This is a genomic window from Paraburkholderia acidisoli, from assembly GCF_009789675.1.
In the GTDB taxonomy this organism is placed as follows: Bacteria; Pseudomonadota; Gammaproteobacteria; order Burkholderiales; family Burkholderiaceae; genus Paraburkholderia; species Paraburkholderia acidisoli.
Genome location: NZ_CP046915.1, coordinates 957,654 through 972,524 on the forward strand (window position 1 = coordinate 957,654; position 14,871 = coordinate 972,524).

The 14,871-nt window shown below is 64.1% G+C and carries 14 protein-coding genes; 5 read left to right on the plus strand and 9 right to left on the minus strand.

Going from position 1 to position 14,871, the window contains the following annotated elements; genetic code table 11:
• Positions 1–26 precede the first annotated feature (26 nt).
• Together FAZ98_RS26470 and FAZ98_RS26475 are read right to left on the minus strand one after the other, a co-directional pair.
• Entirely contained in the window at positions 27–596 is a 570-nt protein-coding gene (locus tag FAZ98_RS26470) for a DsbA family protein (protein ID WP_158955628.1), read from the minus strand.
• 268 nt (positions 597–864) lie between these two features.
• Positions 865–2,859: an SMP-30/gluconolactonase/LRE family protein gene (locus FAZ98_RS26475; protein WP_158955629.1), complete on the minus strand. Its 1,995-nt coding sequence runs from the start codon at positions 2,857–2,859 to the stop codon at positions 865–867.
• 555 nt (positions 2,860–3,414) lie between these two features.
• Between FAZ98_RS26475 and FAZ98_RS26480 the strand changes: the two genes are divergently transcribed.
• From FAZ98_RS26480 to FAZ98_RS26490, 3 genes are read left to right on the plus strand one after another with little or no spacing between them, the layout of a single operon-like run.
• A complete protein-coding gene (locus FAZ98_RS26480; RefSeq protein WP_158955631.1) occupies positions 3,415–4,857 on the plus strand; it encodes a cytochrome ubiquinol oxidase subunit I in 1,443 nt (480 codons plus the stop codon).
• 22 nt (positions 4,858–4,879) lie between these two features.
• A complete protein-coding gene (cydB, locus tag FAZ98_RS26485; RefSeq protein WP_158955633.1) occupies positions 4,880–5,887 on the plus strand; it encodes a cytochrome d ubiquinol oxidase subunit II in 1,008 nt (335 codons plus the stop codon).
• Positions 5,888–5,912: 25 nt separating this feature from the next.
• Positions 5,913–6,065: a DUF2474 domain-containing protein gene (locus FAZ98_RS26490; RefSeq protein ID WP_158955635.1), complete on the plus strand. Its 153-nt coding sequence runs from the start codon at positions 5,913–5,915 to the stop codon at positions 6,063–6,065.
• A gap of 22 nt (positions 6,066–6,087) precedes the next feature.
• On the opposite strand, the gene FAZ98_RS26495 is transcribed toward FAZ98_RS26490, so the two are convergent.
• The 5 genes from FAZ98_RS26495 to FAZ98_RS26515 all read right to left on the minus strand — a co-directional run bounded on the left by FAZ98_RS26495 (position 6,088) and on the right by FAZ98_RS26515 (position 10,162).
• Complete coding sequence (locus FAZ98_RS26495; protein WP_158955637.1) at positions 6,088–6,303, minus strand: zinc ribbon domain-containing protein; 216 nt, start codon at positions 6,301–6,303, stop codon at positions 6,088–6,090.
• Positions 6,304–6,456: 153 nt separating this feature from the next.
• On the minus strand, positions 6,457–7,329 hold the full coding sequence (locus FAZ98_RS26500; RefSeq protein WP_158955639.1) for a substrate-binding periplasmic protein: 873 nt from the start codon (positions 7,327–7,329) through the stop codon (positions 6,457–6,459).
• A complete protein-coding gene (locus FAZ98_RS26505) occupies positions 7,322–8,053 on the minus strand; it encodes an ABC transporter permease (protein WP_233272925.1) in 732 nt (243 codons plus the stop codon). Before FAZ98_RS26505 ends, FAZ98_RS26500 begins: the two co-directional genes overlap by 8 nt.
• A gap of 160 nt (positions 8,054–8,213) precedes the next feature.
• Positions 8,214–9,068 carry an ABC transporter ATP-binding protein gene (locus FAZ98_RS26510; RefSeq protein ID WP_158955641.1) on the minus strand — a complete coding sequence of 285 codons (855 nt, stop codon included), beginning with the start codon at positions 9,066–9,068 and terminating at the stop codon, positions 8,214–8,216.
• Positions 9,065–10,162, minus strand: a complete 1,098-nt coding sequence (locus FAZ98_RS26515; RefSeq protein WP_158955643.1) for an ABC transporter substrate-binding protein — start codon at positions 10,160–10,162, stop codon at positions 9,065–9,067. Before FAZ98_RS26515 ends, FAZ98_RS26510 begins: the two co-directional genes overlap by 4 nt.
• A gap of 298 nt (positions 10,163–10,460) precedes the next feature.
• Here FAZ98_RS26515 and FAZ98_RS26520 point away from each other — a divergent pair, with 298 nt between their 5' ends.
• Positions 10,461–10,646, plus strand: coding sequence for a hypothetical protein (locus FAZ98_RS26520; RefSeq protein ID WP_158955645.1), 186 nt, complete (start codon positions 10,461–10,463; stop codon positions 10,644–10,646).
• Positions 10,647–11,141: 495 nt separating this feature from the next.
• Entirely contained in the window at positions 11,142–12,332 is a 1,191-nt protein-coding gene (locus FAZ98_RS26525; protein ID WP_158955647.1) for a porin, read from the plus strand.
• A gap of 181 nt (positions 12,333–12,513) precedes the next feature.
• On the opposite strand, the gene FAZ98_RS26530 is transcribed toward FAZ98_RS26525, so the two are convergent.
• Together FAZ98_RS26530 and FAZ98_RS26535 are read right to left on the minus strand one after the other, a co-directional pair.
• On the minus strand, positions 12,514–13,695 hold the full coding sequence (locus tag FAZ98_RS26530) for a GGDEF domain-containing protein (protein WP_158955649.1): 1,182 nt from the start codon (positions 13,693–13,695) through the stop codon (positions 12,514–12,516).
• Between the two features lie 147 nt (positions 13,696–13,842).
• A complete protein-coding gene (locus tag FAZ98_RS26535) occupies positions 13,843–14,802 on the minus strand; it encodes a LysR family transcriptional regulator (protein ID WP_158955651.1) in 960 nt (319 codons plus the stop codon).
• Positions 14,803–14,871: the final 69 nt, after the last annotated feature.

The window sequence follows — 14,871 nt, forward strand, 5'->3', positions numbered from 1 at the left end:
GGCAAGGGTACGTTTGCTGAAAGCCGTTATCGCAGCAGCGCGGCCCACGCGGACACGTCGTCGCCACTGCTGATTTTCGGATCGGCGAGACCGTCGACCATGAAGGTCGGCGAAACGTGAATGCCGTTTTGGCGCGCGTATTTCGCGTGCCATTTGATCTCGCGATCGAGATCGGGAATTTCGAACGCCTCGCGCAGTGCCACGCCGCTGTACTGCTCGATGCGCGCGATGATGTCGTTGGGCGTGGCGTCGCGGTTCGCGCCGCCGCAGTGGTGCGTGAACTCGAACGCTTCGCGATGCGCCGCCACGGCCGCCATCACCTGCTTCGCTGCTTCCTTGCCGCCCGGCAAGGTGGAGGCCGCGAGAATGCAGCGCACGATCACGCCCGAATACATATGCCACGGCTGCGATTGCAGGCGGATCTTCACGGTGATGTTATCCGCGCCCGCTTCCTGCAACAGCGCGTCGATCTTGTTGAAGGCGCGCACCGAGTACGGGCAGGTGGGTTCGAGAAACATTTCGAACACGCGCGGGCCGTGGCCCCATGTGAGCGCGTCGGCTTTCCATGCGGGCGTGGCGGCGGAATGCGGGGTCATGGGCATCGGTCCTCGTTGAATGTCGCTCGGTCGTGGCAACGAACGGAGGGCAGTATCGCATGGGGGGCGCGATCGAGTCGCGGCTCGCACATCGAGCGCGCGTTTCGAATTCTTTCTATGTCGTGCGTGCCTCGATAAGCCGATACTGGCTAAGTCGAATGCGCCTCCGTATTCGACAGACTGATCGGTATTTCCGTACCTTTTTGCCCCGCTTTCGCGGGGCTTTTTTATCGGGCGGAGAATTCGCCATTGACGCCGCTCATCGGCACTATTTCGATACGAACGGCGAAGCGAGCATGGCTTGGGTGACGGGCGCCGCCGTGGCCGTTGTGCCCGCGGCGACCGCGGGCGTCCACCGGTACACCACGAGATTCGAGCCGTTGTAATTGTCTTTCGTCACCACGTATTCGCCGCTCGCGCGCTGGAACGAACGCAGACCGTACATCGAATCGACATCGTTGCCCACGTACACCGCATTGGGATTGCTATTGGTGAAGGTCGTGTCGAGCTTGCCGGTGGTGAGATTGAACGCGTCGATATTGGGCACCGTGTGCACATAACCCACGAACAGTTCGTTGCCGCTTGCCGTAATCGATTTCGGATTCGCGCCCGAAATGGTAATGACAGGGTTCGGCGTGCCCGTATTGCCCGCGAGCCAGCCGTGATACACCTCCACGCGCGAGCCCACGGCGGTCCAGTCGGTATTGCCGGTGATACCCTGCGCGAGAATCATCGTGTCGCTTTCCGGCAGATAGATGATGCGCGTGAGTTGCGAGATCGTGCGCGGGATTGGCGTGGTCTTCGGCGTGCCCCAGACGGGTTGGCCGCTCGCGTCGAAGCCGGTGAGCGGGTAATGCGAAATCACGTTGGTCTTGTCGAGACCGGCCCAGATATCGCCTTTGCTGTCGAGGCAAAAACCGTCGCGCACACGGGCGGTCGTATTGAACGCGGCGCCCGGCATCGTCGCATCGGGAATCGCGATATAGCCGCTTTGCGGATTGAAGTGGAAGAAGTAGAACGTGTCGGGATTCTGGCTGGCCGCAACGAGAATGCGATGACCGTTCACATAGGCCACTTGCGCGAAATGTTCGCCGCGCTCGTGATCGGCGAGATTGATGCGCGGGTCGGACGGGTACGTGACGGGGTCGATCGTATTGGCCACGAAGGTGCCACCGGCCGCGCCCGCATACACGTGCGTGCCGCCGTAAAACAGCACGCCGTCGGTGCCGGGGTCGGGGGCGCCGTTGCCTTCGAAATTCAGCGACTGCAATTTCCAGCGCAAATAACCGCTGCCGTCGTACGCGTGAATATCGGTGCCGCCGTCGCGGCCCAGATCCCACGAGCCGCCCCATGGGTTGTTGAGCACGTAAAGATTGCCGGCCGAATCCTTGCCGATCCCCGCCACGCGCGTGAAGCGCTTGTCGCCCACCTGGCCCTTGAGGCCTGTGGCCGTGTTCAGATAACCGCCCTTGACGCCGAACGTGCCGGTGGCGATCGGTGCGCCCGCAACGTTGTACAGCTTGATGTTCATGTCGGGACCGGAGTCGCCGATCATCAATTGCGCCGTTTGCGTGTCGAAATAGAGCGACGATGGCCGCGCGGTCGCGCCGAGTTGAATCGTGTTGCGCTTGTCGCCGTTCGGACCGAATTCGACCACGGCACCCGCGCTCTTTTGCGCGACCCAGAGGTTGCCGGCCGCGTCCACGGCGAGCGCGCCCGGTCCCGCAATGCCGATATCGCGTTGCCACACGCCCGCGGTCGTGAACACGCGCACGCGGTTGCCGGGGAAGTCACTGGCATAGAGCAGCGAGCCCGCGGTGGCGAGACCGGTCACGACGTCGGCGAGCCGTTCGGTGGTCGTGTCGCTCACGCTGATGAGCAGATCGCGCGCACGGCTCGTGCGGTTGTAGCGTCCGACCTTGCCACTGCCGTACGTGCTGTTGAATTGCATGGCGACGAACAGCGAGCTGGTGTTGCCCGTGATCGCGCCGCCCTGAAAGTCGCCGTGGCCGCCGATCGAGCCGAGGCTTTGACCGTTCTGATAGAGCGCGATGCCGCCTTCGTTTTCGTCCCACATCGACGACGTATAGATCACGCCTTCGGGCGCGACCCACATCGAGCGGGCCACGCTGCCCACGCGCGTGGCGTTGCTGCCGTAGCTGTTCGCCAGCCAGTCCGTTGAATATTGCGCTTCGCACACGGGCGCGAGCGCCGCCGTGAGCGCGACCGCGAGGCTCGCGGCGCAGAGTCGTTTCACAACCATGAAAGAAAGATAATTCCGTTACACGTCACGCGCCGGGCGCGTGTTCGAGAGTCGCGGGGGAGCCATGTCCGCAAAGTGCAAGCCGGCCCTGACGATTCGAGCGTGGCGTCGGTCGCCCGTTGCGAGTGACGCGTCGAAATGGTGGGGATATCTCTGCGGGTTAACGGCAGGTATGGAGTGAATTGAAGCGAATTCTAAAAGGGTATGAATGGCGCTTTAAAAAGCACTAATGGCTTTCCTTTGCATGAATGCGCTTACGGGTATGCAAGCTGCGGCCATTCATCGCCATTCATTCCAGCCAGGGGAATTGCATCATGACAGCGACGGACAATACCGAGGCGTTGCGCGGCGCGAGCGTGGACCCGCCTCATGCAGCCATGAATGCGAGCGCTGTCGACGCACCGAATCCGGTTTCGCGCGATAGTACGCGGGCGTACCGTTCTGGCGCCCTGCGTTCGGGAGTACCATGAAGCGCATCGCAAAGCTGTTGCACCCGCTCGCGGCGCGGCACGCGCCCGGCGCTTAGGCTCACATCTCACGCCCCGAGAGCCGCCTATGGACACTCAGGCCACCACTGCTTTCTTTCTCGCGCGCATTCAGTTTGCGTTCACGGTCGGCTTTCATATTATTTTTCCGGCCATTACGATCGGTCTCGCGAGTTTTCTCGTCGTGCTCGAAGCGCTTTGGCTCAAGACGGGCCGCGAGGCGTATCGCGATCTCTACCACTACTGGTCGAAGATCTTCGCCGTGAATTTCGGCATGGGGGTGGTGTCGGGCGTGGTGATGGCCTGGCAGTTCGGCACCAACTGGAGCCGTTTCGCGTATTTCGCGGGCGGCATCACGGGGCCGCTGCTCACGTACGAAGTGCTCACGGCGTTCTTTCTGGAAGCCGGCTTTCTCGGCGTGATGCTGTTCGGCTGGAATCGCGTGGGGCGTGGTCTGCATTTTCTCGCCACGGCAATGGTGTCGCTCGGCACGCTCATCTCCACGTTCTGGATTCTCGCGTCGAATAGCTGGATGCAAACGCCGCAAGGCTATCGCGTGATCGACGGGCGCGCGGTGCCGGTGGACTGGCTCGCCGTCATTTTCAATCCGTCGTTTCCGTACCGGCTCGCGCATATGGCCATCGCGGCGTTTCTCGCGACCGCGTGCTTCGTCGGCGCGTGCGCCGCCTGGCATTTGCGCAGACGAAACGACAACGCGCCCATTCGCACGGCGCTCTCCATGGCGATGTGGATGGCCGTGATCGTCGCGCCCATACAGGCCGTTGTGGGCGATCAGCACGGCCTGAACACGCTCGAGCATCAGCCCGCGAAAATCGCCGCGATCGAAGGGCACTGGGTCAACGTGCCGGGGCAGCCCTCGCCACTCGTGCTGGTCGGCTGGCCCGACATGAAAGCCGAGGAAACGCGTTATGCCATTGAAGTTCCGGTGCTCGGCAGTCTCATTCTCACGCACAGTCTCACGCGGCAGATTCCGGCGCTCAAATCGTTTCCGCCCGAGGATCGGCCCGATTCCACCATCGTGTTCTGGAGCTTTCGCCTCATGGTCGGCATGGGCGTGCTGATGATCCTGATGGGCGTGTGGGCGCTCGTGTTGCGTGTGCGCGGCGCCTTGTATTCGTCGCGCGCGTTCCTGTTTTTCGCGCAGTACATGGGGCCCGCCGGGCTCGTTGCGTTGCTGGCGGGCTGGGTCACGACGGAAGTGGGCAGGCAACCGTGGGTCGTCTACGGCGTGATGCGCACCGTGGACGCCACGTCGCCCACGCCCGCCGTACAACTGGGCCTCAGTCTCGCGTTGTTCGTGGTGGTGTATTTCGCGCTGTTCGGCACCGGCATCGTCTATATCTTGCGGCTCGTGCGCAAAGGTCCGCAGCCTCACGAAGGCGAACGCGTGCGCCACGGCGGCGCGGGCCGGGCACGCACGCCGGCGCGGCCGCTTTCGGCGGCATCCGAGGACGGCGACGAGCATCGCCAGTCGAGCGATGCGCAACGATGAAGCGCATTAGGGAGAGCCGCGCATGGGCGTCGATATCACGCTGATCTGGGCCGTCATCATCGCATTCGGCATCATGATGTACGTCGTGATGGACGGATTCGACCTGGGCATCGGCCTCCTGTTTTTCACGGTGCGCGACAAGGAAGAGCGCGACGTGATGATGAATACCGTCGCGCCCGTGTGGGACGGCAACGAAACCTGGCTCGTGCTGGGCGGCGCGGGTCTGTTCGGCGCCTTCCCGCTCGCGTATTCGGTCGTGCTGAGCGCGCTGTATCTGCCGCTCATCGTCATGCTGATCGGGCTGATCTTTCGCGGCGTGGCGTTCGAGTTTCGCTTCAAGGCGCACGAGCGCCGCCGTCATCTCTGGGACATGGCGTTTATTGGCGGCTCGCTGGTCGCGACCTTCGCGCAGGGCGTCGTGCTCGGCGCGTTCATCGACGGCTTGCCGGTGCGCGATCACGCGTATGCGGGCGGCAGTCTCGACTGGCTGCGGCCATTCCCGCTGTTTTGCGGCCTCGCGCTACTCGCGGCGTATGCGCAACTCGGTGCGACCTGGCTCATCATGAAGACCGAAGGCGAGCTTCAGGCGCACATGTACCGGCTTTCGTTGCGTCTCGCGTGGACCTTGCTGGCCGTCATCGTGCTCGTGAGCTTGTGGACGCCGCTCGCGCACGCGGCGATCGCGCATCGCTGGTTTTCGCTGCCCAATCTGCTGTTCTTTTCGCCGGTGCCGGTACTGGTCGCGCTGTGCTTCGTCGCGAAGCTCTATGCGCTCGCGCACAGGCATACGGTCACGCCGTTCATCATCACGTTGATGGTGATCTTTCTCGGCTACAGCGGGCTCGCCATCAGTTTGTGGCCGAACATCATTCCGCCTGCCGTGTCGTTATGGGACGCGGCCGCGCCGCCCGAAAGCCAGTTGTTCTCGCTCGTGGGCGCGCTCTTCATTCTGCCTTTCATACTCGTCTACACCGCGTGGAGCTATTACGTATTTCGCGGCAAGGTGAGAGTGGGCGACGGTTATCACTGACGACCATGGACACCCGGGTGCGGCGATGAAACTCGAACGCGGAGAACGCGAAGGCGGCACGTGGTGGAGCAAGCTGCTGTGGTTGGTCGGCTTGTGGGCCGCGAGCGTGAGTGTGGCGGGCGTGGCGGTGTTGTTGCTGCGCGCCGCGATGGAAGCGGCGGGCTTGAAGACGCACTGAACCGCGCTTGGTCGTGACGTTTTCAGCAACAGGAACAGCCGCCGCGATGGCGCATGCCGTAGCTGCCCGCACTGTCGCCATCGCTGTCTGCGCCGCCCACGGAGGCGGCTTTCGTATTGATATGACGTTGCGCGGGATCGCCGCATGAGGGGCAGGCCAGCGCTTCGTCGCGCTCGGCAATGCGGCGCGAGGCTTCGAACAGGCCGCAGCTGGGGCAGTCGTAATCGTAAAAGGGCATGACGCGGGCCGGTCGAATGAGCTTGCGCGGCCGACGCGGCACGCGCGAAACGCAGAGTATGCAACAGATTCGCGGCGCGGGTGTGGCACGCGGGAACGCGCAGGATCGTGCGCATTCGACAAAATTCGCCAGGATAGGCGGCGCTTTTGGCGCCTAGTGGCAATACAGGTCGTTTTCGGCGTTGAACATGTCGAAGGCCAGGTTCGTGGCTTGACCGGCGCGCACGGTCGCGAGCCAGCGATCACGGCGCCATGCCGTGACGGTATGTTCGACGAAGGCGGTGCTCGCGGCGTCGCCGCTGCGCGTGGCGACATAGGCGGGCGCGGGCGCGATGCTACCGGGCAGCGCGCGGTAGTACATCCAGTCGGGTTGTTTGAGCAGCGAACGCACCACGTATTCGTCGGCGACGAGCGCGGCGCAATCGCCGGCCTGGAAGGCGAGCAGCGCGTCCAGCGGGCGGTCGAAGCCCTGCACGTTGGCGTGATAGGCGTGCGCCGCGCGGGCGGCATACGGGTCGCCGCTGGCCGCGCACACGGGTTTCGCGCGCAAATCGTCCCAGCGCTGCACGCTGCCGTGGCGCAACACGAGCGCGAGGCCCCGGCCCGTGGCGTACGCCGTGGGCGCGAACGCGAGCGACGCATCGGGCGCGAAGCCGAGCCCGGCAATCGCGACATCGGCGTGACCCGTGGCCACCGCCGCGCGCGCCGCATTCGAATCCGCGAGCAGCAACTCGACCGGCAGCCCGGCACGCTGCGCGAGATCGTTCGCGAGCGCGGCCGCGAACGGGTCGGGCGCCCGCTGGCGGCGATCGACCTTGCCGACATACAGCGTGGGCTCGGGGCGAGACGGCACCGCGACGATCAGCGTGCCGCGCGCGACGGCCGCCGCGAACGGCCGCGCCGATTCGAAGCGTTCATGCCACGCGGCGAGCGCGAGCGACACCACGAGCAGCGCGAGCCACAGCGCGAATCGCGCACGCGGCGCGAGCCGCGGGGCGCGAACCGGCAGCGCGAACGCGTCAGCCATTTTGCGCGAGGCCCACGCGCCAGCGCAGCAAGCGCCGTTCGAGCAGCGAGAGGCTCTGATTGATCAGCAATCCGAAGAGGGCGAGCAGTACGATGCCTGCATACATATCGGGAATCTGGAAGGTCTCCTGCGAATTGAGCGTGTAGAAGCCGAGGCCGGAACGCGCGCCGATCATCTCCGCGGCGACCAGCGCGGTAATGCTGTAGGCACCCGCCAACCGGATACCGGTGAGTATTTGCGGCAGCGCGGCGGGCAATACGACCTTGGTGGCGATAAAAGCCTGCGAGGCGCCCATGACGCGCGCGCAGTCGATCAGCATGCGCTCGACCTGCTTGACGCCCGCGATCGTGTTGAGCAGCACCGGCCAGAACGCGGCCCACACGACGATGGCGATCTTCGACGATTCGCCGATACCGAGAAACAGCATGAACACCGGGAACAGCGCGAACGCCGATACCTGACGCAGCAGTTGAAACACGGGGTCGACGATACGCTCCACGCGGCGGAACCAGCCGAGCGCGAAGCCGCACACGATACCGCTCGCGATCGCGAGCAGCAGGCCGCTGATCGAGCGCAGCGCGCTGGCGCCCAGATGCGTCCACACTTCACCGCTGGCGGTGAGCCGCGCGATGGCGGCCACGACCTGCGAAGGCGGGCTCAGATACGCCGGATTGACGACGCCGAGCCGTGGCAGCAACTCCCAGAGCAGCACGAACGCGATCATCGCAATGGATCGCTCGAAGGCGCCCACGAGCACCCCTCGCGCGTGCGTAGCGCGGTGCGGGCCGTTTTGTGGCGATGTCTCGCGCGCACGAGCCGTACCAATCGCACCCATCGCACCCATCGGCGCGGCGGAAAATGAAGAACGGCGCACGCCGTTTTGTTCAGACATGCTGCGCTCCCGTGGCTTCCCGTAGTACGCCGAACGATGCGTGCTCCTGCGCGCGCGGCGCGTCGAGTTCCACGCGCAAACTCTCCCATGCGCGCTGCCGCAACGCGACGAATTCCGGGGCATGACGCAAGGCCGCGTTGCGCGGGCGCGGCAAATCGATCTCGATGATCTCTTTCACGCGGCCCGGACCGCGCCCCAGCACGGCGACGCGGTCGGAGAGAAAGATGGCCTCGTCGATGCTGTGCGTGACGAATACCACCGTTTTCGCGCTGTGTTCCCAGATGCCGAGCAATTCCTGTTGCAGCGATTCGCGCGTTTGCGCGTCGAGTGCGCCGAAGGGTTCGTCCATCAGCAGGATCTCGGGGCCATAGGCGAGCGCGCGCGCAATGGCGACGCGCTGGCGCATGCCGCCCGAAAGCTGGTGCGGATAGTGATCGGCGAAATCGAGCAGCCCGACCAGCTGCAAAAAGCGTTCGGCTTCGCTGCGCCGTTGCGCGCGTTTCACGCCGCGAATTTCGAGCCCCGCTTCCACGTTCTTGCGCACCGTGCGCCAAGGAAACAGCGCATAGCCCTGAAAGACGAAACCCAGTTTGCGGCGCGCCGCGCTCACGGGCTCGCCGCTCACGCGAATCTCGCCCGAGCTGGGCGGCACGAGTCCGGCGAGGACATTGAGGAACGTGGACTTGCCGCAACCGCTCGGCCCGAGCAGCGACAGAAACTCGCCTTCGCGCACGCTCAGGTCGAAATGCCTGAGCACGGTGTGCGCGGGGTGCGTGGCGGTATGCGGGTAAGTCAGCGTGAGATCGCGCGCGACGATCTTTTCGCGCAGGTCCGCGGCCGCGCTCATGAGCGTGCGCCGGCGGCGGGCGCGGCGGTGTTCGCTTGCGCCTCTTTCGCGGCGAATGCGTTGTACTCGTTGGTATAAACGTCCTTCACGTGGACCTTGCCTTTGGGAATCTTGCCGGCCTGTTCGAGTATGTCGATGTAGTACTGAATGGGCGGTTCGGTCACGACGAGGTCTTTCACATAGGCATAGCGTTCGACGAGTTTTTCGTCGATACCGAGGCGCTCGGCGGTGAGTTTGCGCGCTTCGTCGGGGTGCTCGTTGACCCAGTTGCCCGCTTTGGCGATCGCGCTCACGAAGTCGCGCACGGCTTGCGGATGCGCGCGCGCGAACGCGCCGTTCACGCTATAGGGCGCCATGCCGCCGAGCCCGTGATCTTCGTCCCAGTCGCTCCACAGCTTGTGCAATTGCGGGTCGGCTTCGGCCGCGCCCGAGAACGGCGGATGAATGATGGCGATGTCGACGTTCTTCGTGACCAGCGCCTGCTCCGACTGATTGTCGGGCACCACGAGCCAGTTCACCGTCGAGACGTCCACGCCGTGCTGCGAGAGATATTTCTTCGTCACGAATTCGGCGCATGCACCGAAACTGTTGAACGCCACCGTTTTGCCTTCGAAGTCCTTCGGGCCGAGAATGCCCGAGTCCTTGCGCGTGAAATACTTCATGTGCGGTGCGTCCGGCAGCGTTTCGCCGCCAGCGGAAACCACCTTGATATCGGCACCGCTCGCAATCGCCGAAATCACGAGCGGCACCATGCGCGTGCCGAAGTCGATCTCGCCGGTGCCCACGAGCGGAATGATCTGCGGCGCGGAAATCTTGCCCACGTATTGCGGGCGCGTGCTCGTGTTGTTGAAGTAGCCGAGCTTGTCCGCGAGATACACGAGATCGAATGCGGGATTGTCGGGATACTTGAAATAGACGATCTGTTGCTTCGCCTGGGCGTTGCCGGGCGCCGTCGTGGCCGACGTTTGCGCGGGCGTGTCATGGCGCGAGCAGCTTTGCAGCAAGACGGCGGCCACGGCGCAGGCCGCGAGCAGCGCGCCTTTCGCGAAACGGGGCCGGGTGGGCGTACGAAGTGAGGAAGTGCGCGCCTTCATGGAATCAGCCTGACGAAGTACAACGAGTGAAAGTAAGCCCGCGCGAGAAAGCAAGAAAGCGAGAGGGGCGTGCCGCAAGAGAATGCGGCTAGATTCTCGCGCTGCGCAGGCGGCGCGCAAACCAACAAATCGTGCTTTGGTTATCGCGGGTTTGGGGAGGTGAAGGGCACGCACTGCGAATGGCATGGTGGCGAAATCGCACGCCGCGTGGTCGAGCTAAGCATTGCAGAATTGCTTGTTTGGGCCGCTTTTTGCCGACGACTAGATTAAAGAAGTCATTCGTCACGAGGCCTGAATTATGTCCGCTGCAACGATTCCGCTGCTACAGCGTCTATTCGCGCGTCGCAGTCCCGCGCCGCAACCCACTGCGGCCAATAGCGCCGAGCGTCTCGCGCATATTGCCGTGTGCGCGCACTACGGCTATTTCAACATGAGCTATACGCCGCTGATGTTTCCTTTCGTAGCGGAAATGCGGCTCGACTGAGCACGGCGCCCACCATGAGCGAGATCGTGGCCGACTCCCGCTGAAGCCGCCCTGAAGATCTACGATTCCGCGGGCGGCAGCACGGCGCGCTTCACCGCGCACACGGCGTTCGATGATTCCGGTTCGCCGTTCGATACGCCGCCGTGCCGCAGTATCGAATTGCGCTCACTGTTGCGCTTCTGATACGCATCGATCAACACGAACTCACTCGCGCGAGTCCAAAGCCGCGCGAAACTCACTGCTCGATCGACGGCCGCAGCCAATGCTGCGGCCGTTTTCGTTGTATCGGCAGCAAGAACGTTGCGTGTGCAACGTCATGAAAGAATGAATTCGGATAGGCGTAAAGCTTAGTCAAATAACTTCGTTTGCAGTCCTTGGGGTGATCCCTAGACTCGGTGGCCGCGCAGCACTCATTCGGGAACGTCAGGGGTCCACGTCTTTCCCGCGCCACGCGTACACGATTCACACCTCGATAACCACAGAAGACTCAAACAGATGAAAATCAACAAGATCAGCGCAGCGGCCATCTCGCTCGGCCTTTTCGCCGGCGCAGCGCAGGCACAAAGCAGCGTCACGCTGTACGGCGTCGTCGATGCCGGTTTCCTCTACAACAACAACGTGAAGGGCGGCTCGCTCTACGGTCTTTCTTCGGCCACGTCCTCGCGTTGGGGCCTGCTCGGTTCGGAAGATCTGGGCGGTGGTCTGAAGGCCATCTTCGATCTCGAAAACGGCTTCACGCTCGGCACGGGCGCGCTCGGTCAGGGCGGGCTGGAATTCGGGCGCAAGGCGTACGTGGGTCTGTCGAGCGCGACGTGGGGCACGCTCACGGCCGGCCGCCAGTACTCGGCCAGCAACGACGCGACCAGCTCGTTCGCTTCGGGCGCGGACTGGGCCGCTTCGGGTCTCGGCTACGGCACGCGCGCCGCCGACGTCGACAATGTGGACACCTCGAACCGCATCCAGAACGCCGTCAAGTACACGAGCCCGAACGTCGCGGGCTTCACGCTGGGCGTGCTGTACAGCTTCGGCAACGTGGCGGGCAACTTCGGCCAGAACGCGGTGAAGGACGTGGGCCTCGCGTATGCCAACGGTCCGCTCAAGCTCGGCGCGAGCTATGAGTTCACGAATCGTCCGTACTACGCCACGTTCGGCAATCAGGGCAATTCCTCGACCTCGGGCACCGGCACGAACAACAACATGCCGAGCCGCATTTACGGCGGCTATGCGTCCGCGGGTTCGCAGCAAATCGTCACAGCAGGCGGTTCCTATGCGCTCGGTCCGGTGACACTGGGCGTGCTCTACTCGAACACGCAGTTCCAGAACCTGGGCAAGATCGCGGCGGGCGGCAGTTACGGCACCGTCTACAACGGCGGCACGGCCACCTTCAATTCGGGCGAACTCAACGTGAAGTACGCGCTGAGCCCGGCGCTCACGCTGGCGGCGGCGTACATCTACACCCACAACAGCGGCGCGGGCGGCTACGACAGCGCGCACTACAACCAGGTCAACCTGGGCGCGACCTATCTCGTGACGAAGCGCACCTCGCTCTATGCGGACGCGTTCTACGAGGCGGCTTCGGGTACGGATTCGACGGGCAAGGCGGCGGTGGCGAACTTCAGCGGCTCGACCTATTCGAGCACGAGCCACGCCGTGGCCGCGATCGTTGGCGTGACGCACCGGTTTTAACGATGGCTGTTTAAAAGCGTGGGTTTAAATCGGCATACGGCTTTACATGCGGCGATTTAAAGCGCGTTTTACAGTACGTTTTAAATCGCCGTTTTAAACCGCGCTGCCGGATTGTGGATCGAGCCGGAACGCGGGGCCTCGCGCCCCGCGATGCATCGACACAAACAGCAATGTGTAATGCTCAGGCCGCGGCGGTTCGTTCGCTCACCGGCGCAAGCTCGAGCCGGTTGCCGCCCAGCGACTTCGCGCGATAAAGCGCCTTGTCGGCGGCGGCCAGCAAGTCGGCGAGATTGGGTGGCGCCGATTCGTCGCTGGACTGTGCGAGCCCGATGCTCACGGTGGCGTGAATCGGCAAGCCGCTCGCGCGCTCGGAAACGCTTTGCGCGAACCGCACCGCAATGGTTTCGCCCACTTCGCGCGCGCGCACGCTGTGCTGGCCGCACAGGAGCGCCGCGAATTCCTCGCCGCCAATGCGCGCGATGATCGTCTCCGGCCCCGTCACTTCTCGTGCGACTTCGGCGAACGCCTTGAGCACTTCGTCGCCGGTCTTGTGGCCGTGACGGTCGTTGATTGCCTTGAAATGATCGAGATCGAACGCGAGCAGCGAGACCGGCCGGTACGCATAGCCGCTCGCGATCAGGCGCGCGCCTTCCTCGAAGAACCAGCGGCGGTTGCCGAGCCGTGTCAGATAGTCGGTTTGCGATTCGCGCAGCAACTGGCCGTGGGTTTCCTCGCGCACGAGACGCAGCAGCGTCATCGGCAGCACGACCGAATAGAGCACGCCTTCGTACATCGTGGCCTTGCCGGCCGCCATCAGCATGTCGTGGCCGTAACGCGCGGCGAGCGCCGGCAGCAGGAACGCGCGGAACGCGTAGAACGCCGCGTGGATACCGGTAACAATCACGCCGATATGACGCGACTGCGCGTGCGCCATGCCGTCGCCTTTGGCGAACTCGCGTGCGGTGATCAACGAGATGATCGTGATCGGCACTGAACTGCCGTAATTCCACATGGCCGCTTGCCACGACATGCCGCCGATCGCCCACGTGAGCGCGAGCGCGACGACCACGACGACCGAGAGCGCGCGATAGCCGCGCCCGTTGAGCGCGGCCACGCCGTCGAGTATCAGCAGATAGCCCACGACGATCACCACGTTGCACAGCGCCGGCCCCAGCATGCCGGGCAGCGCGGTGCGCGTGGTCGCGAGCACGCAACCCAGCGCGAGCGTGGTGTAGGCGAGCGCGAGGGTTTTGAGAACCGCACTGCGGCGCGGATGCGTGCGGTGCTCCCAGAGCGTCATGAACGCGCTGGCTAAAAGGGTTCCGATCGCGAGGAGATAGAGAGTGGGGAGATCGACGTGCATCGCGGATGAAGGCTTTACGCCGATACATCGCGGCGCCAGCCGCATTTTACGATGAAAATGCCGCAGGACGATGAAAGTTAAATTTCATCCAATTGGCGTCGATCGGCGCCGAATTGCACCGCGCAATCGTTCTCCGCGGCAGGCTCGCTACAAAATCGGTAGGGTTTGCCGAATATGCTCCGCAAACGCGCCCGCGAGCGGCGAAGGCCGCGGGCGGCCGCATTTCACGGTGATGCCGACGGCGGGCAGCGGCGGCAGCGCGGCGTCGGCGGGCAGCACCGCCAGGTCGGGCGGCACGGCGGTCTGCGTAATGACGGCGAAGGCCTGGCCCGCACGCACCAGCGCGATCAGGCCGGAGAGGCTGCTGCTCGCGCAGGCGATGCGATACGCGCGGCCGGCGCGTTCGAGCGCGGCGCGCGCGGCGAGGTGGTCGAGCGTGTCGGCGTCGGAGAGCGCGAGCGGCAGCGGCGTGAAATGCGCGGGATCGAGCCCCGGATAGCCGATCCAGACGAGCTGCTCGCGGCGGATGATGGCGCCGCCGGTTTCGATAGCCGTTTTTGTCGCCGCTTGTGTCTCCGCTTCGGCTGCCGCTTCGGTCGCCGTTCTTGTCTGCGTTCGGATATCGGCTTCGGCGCCCAGGCGTTCGTCCGTATCGGGCAGCGAGATCATTGCCAGATCGACGGCACGGTTATCCAGCTGTTCGAGCAGGCGCGGCGTGGGCGCGCACACCACCTCCACGAGCGCGTGCGGATGCTGGCGCGCGAACTCGCGCATCAGCGCAGGCAGAAACACGGCCGCATAGTCGTCGGGGCAACCGAAGCGAATGCTGCCCGACAAACCCGTGCCGCGCAGGTCGGCCATCGCTTCGTCGTGCAGCCGCAAGAGGCGCTGCGCGTGCACGAGCAGGCGCTCGCCGGGATGGGTCAACACCACGCCGCGCCCGGTGCGCTGAAAGAGCGGTTGGTCGACGATCTCCTCGAGCCGCTTCATCTGCTGGCTCAGCGCCGACTGCGTGCGGCCCACGCGGCTCGCGGCGCGGCTCAGCGCGCGCACCTCGGCGATCACCGTAAAGGTTCTCAGCAAATCGATGTCCAGCGCCTGGCTCATGGCATTCGGCCCGCCTAAAAAATCGTCCCGCTCAGATATTAGCCGTGTTTCTGGCTGCCATTAAAACTA

What these genes read in the sequence shown, in the direction of transcription:
- FAZ98_RS26495 (WP_158955637.1), bottom strand. Translation starts at nt 6,303, where the DNA reads ATGCCCTTTTACGATTACGACTGCCCCAGCTGCGGCCTGTTCGAAGCC.
- FAZ98_RS26520 (WP_158955645.1), top strand. Translation starts at nt 10,461, where the DNA reads ATGTCCGCTGCAACGATTCCGCTGCTACAGCGTCTATTCGCGCGTCGC.
- FAZ98_RS26500 (WP_158955639.1), bottom strand. Translation starts at nt 7,329, where the DNA reads ATGGCTGACGCGTTCGCGCTGCCGGTTCGCGCCCCGCGGCTCGCGCCG.
- FAZ98_RS26475 (WP_158955629.1), bottom strand. Translation starts at nt 2,859, where the DNA reads ATGGTTGTGAAACGACTCTGCGCCGCGAGCCTCGCGGTCGCGCTCACG.
- FAZ98_RS26515 (WP_158955643.1), bottom strand. Translation starts at nt 10,162, where the DNA reads ATGAAGGCGCGCACTTCCTCACTTCGTACGCCCACCCGGCCCCGTTTC.
- FAZ98_RS26530 (WP_158955649.1), bottom strand. Translation starts at nt 13,695, where the DNA reads ATGCACGTCGATCTCCCCACTCTCTATCTCCTCGCGATCGGAACCCTT.
- FAZ98_RS26505 (WP_233272925.1), bottom strand. Translation starts at nt 8,053, where the DNA reads ATGATCGCGTTCGTGCTGCTCTGGGAGTTGCTGCCACGGCTCGGCGTC.
- FAZ98_RS26525 (WP_158955647.1), top strand. Translation starts at nt 11,142, where the DNA reads ATGAAAATCAACAAGATCAGCGCAGCGGCCATCTCGCTCGGCCTTTTC.
- FAZ98_RS26480 (WP_158955631.1), top strand. Translation starts at nt 3,415, where the DNA reads ATGGACACTCAGGCCACCACTGCTTTCTTTCTCGCGCGCATTCAGTTT.
- FAZ98_RS26535 (WP_158955651.1), bottom strand. Translation starts at nt 14,802, where the DNA reads ATGAGCCAGGCGCTGGACATCGATTTGCTGAGAACCTTTACGGTGATC.
- FAZ98_RS26470 (WP_158955628.1), bottom strand. Translation starts at nt 596, where the DNA reads ATGACCCCGCATTCCGCCGCCACGCCCGCATGGAAAGCCGACGCGCTC.
- cydB (WP_158955633.1), top strand. Translation starts at nt 4,880, where the DNA reads ATGGGCGTCGATATCACGCTGATCTGGGCCGTCATCATCGCATTCGGC.
- FAZ98_RS26510 (WP_158955641.1), bottom strand. Translation starts at nt 9,068, where the DNA reads ATGAGCGCGGCCGCGGACCTGCGCGAAAAGATCGTCGCGCGCGATCTC.
- FAZ98_RS26490 (WP_158955635.1), top strand. Translation starts at nt 5,913, where the DNA reads ATGAAACTCGAACGCGGAGAACGCGAAGGCGGCACGTGGTGGAGCAAG.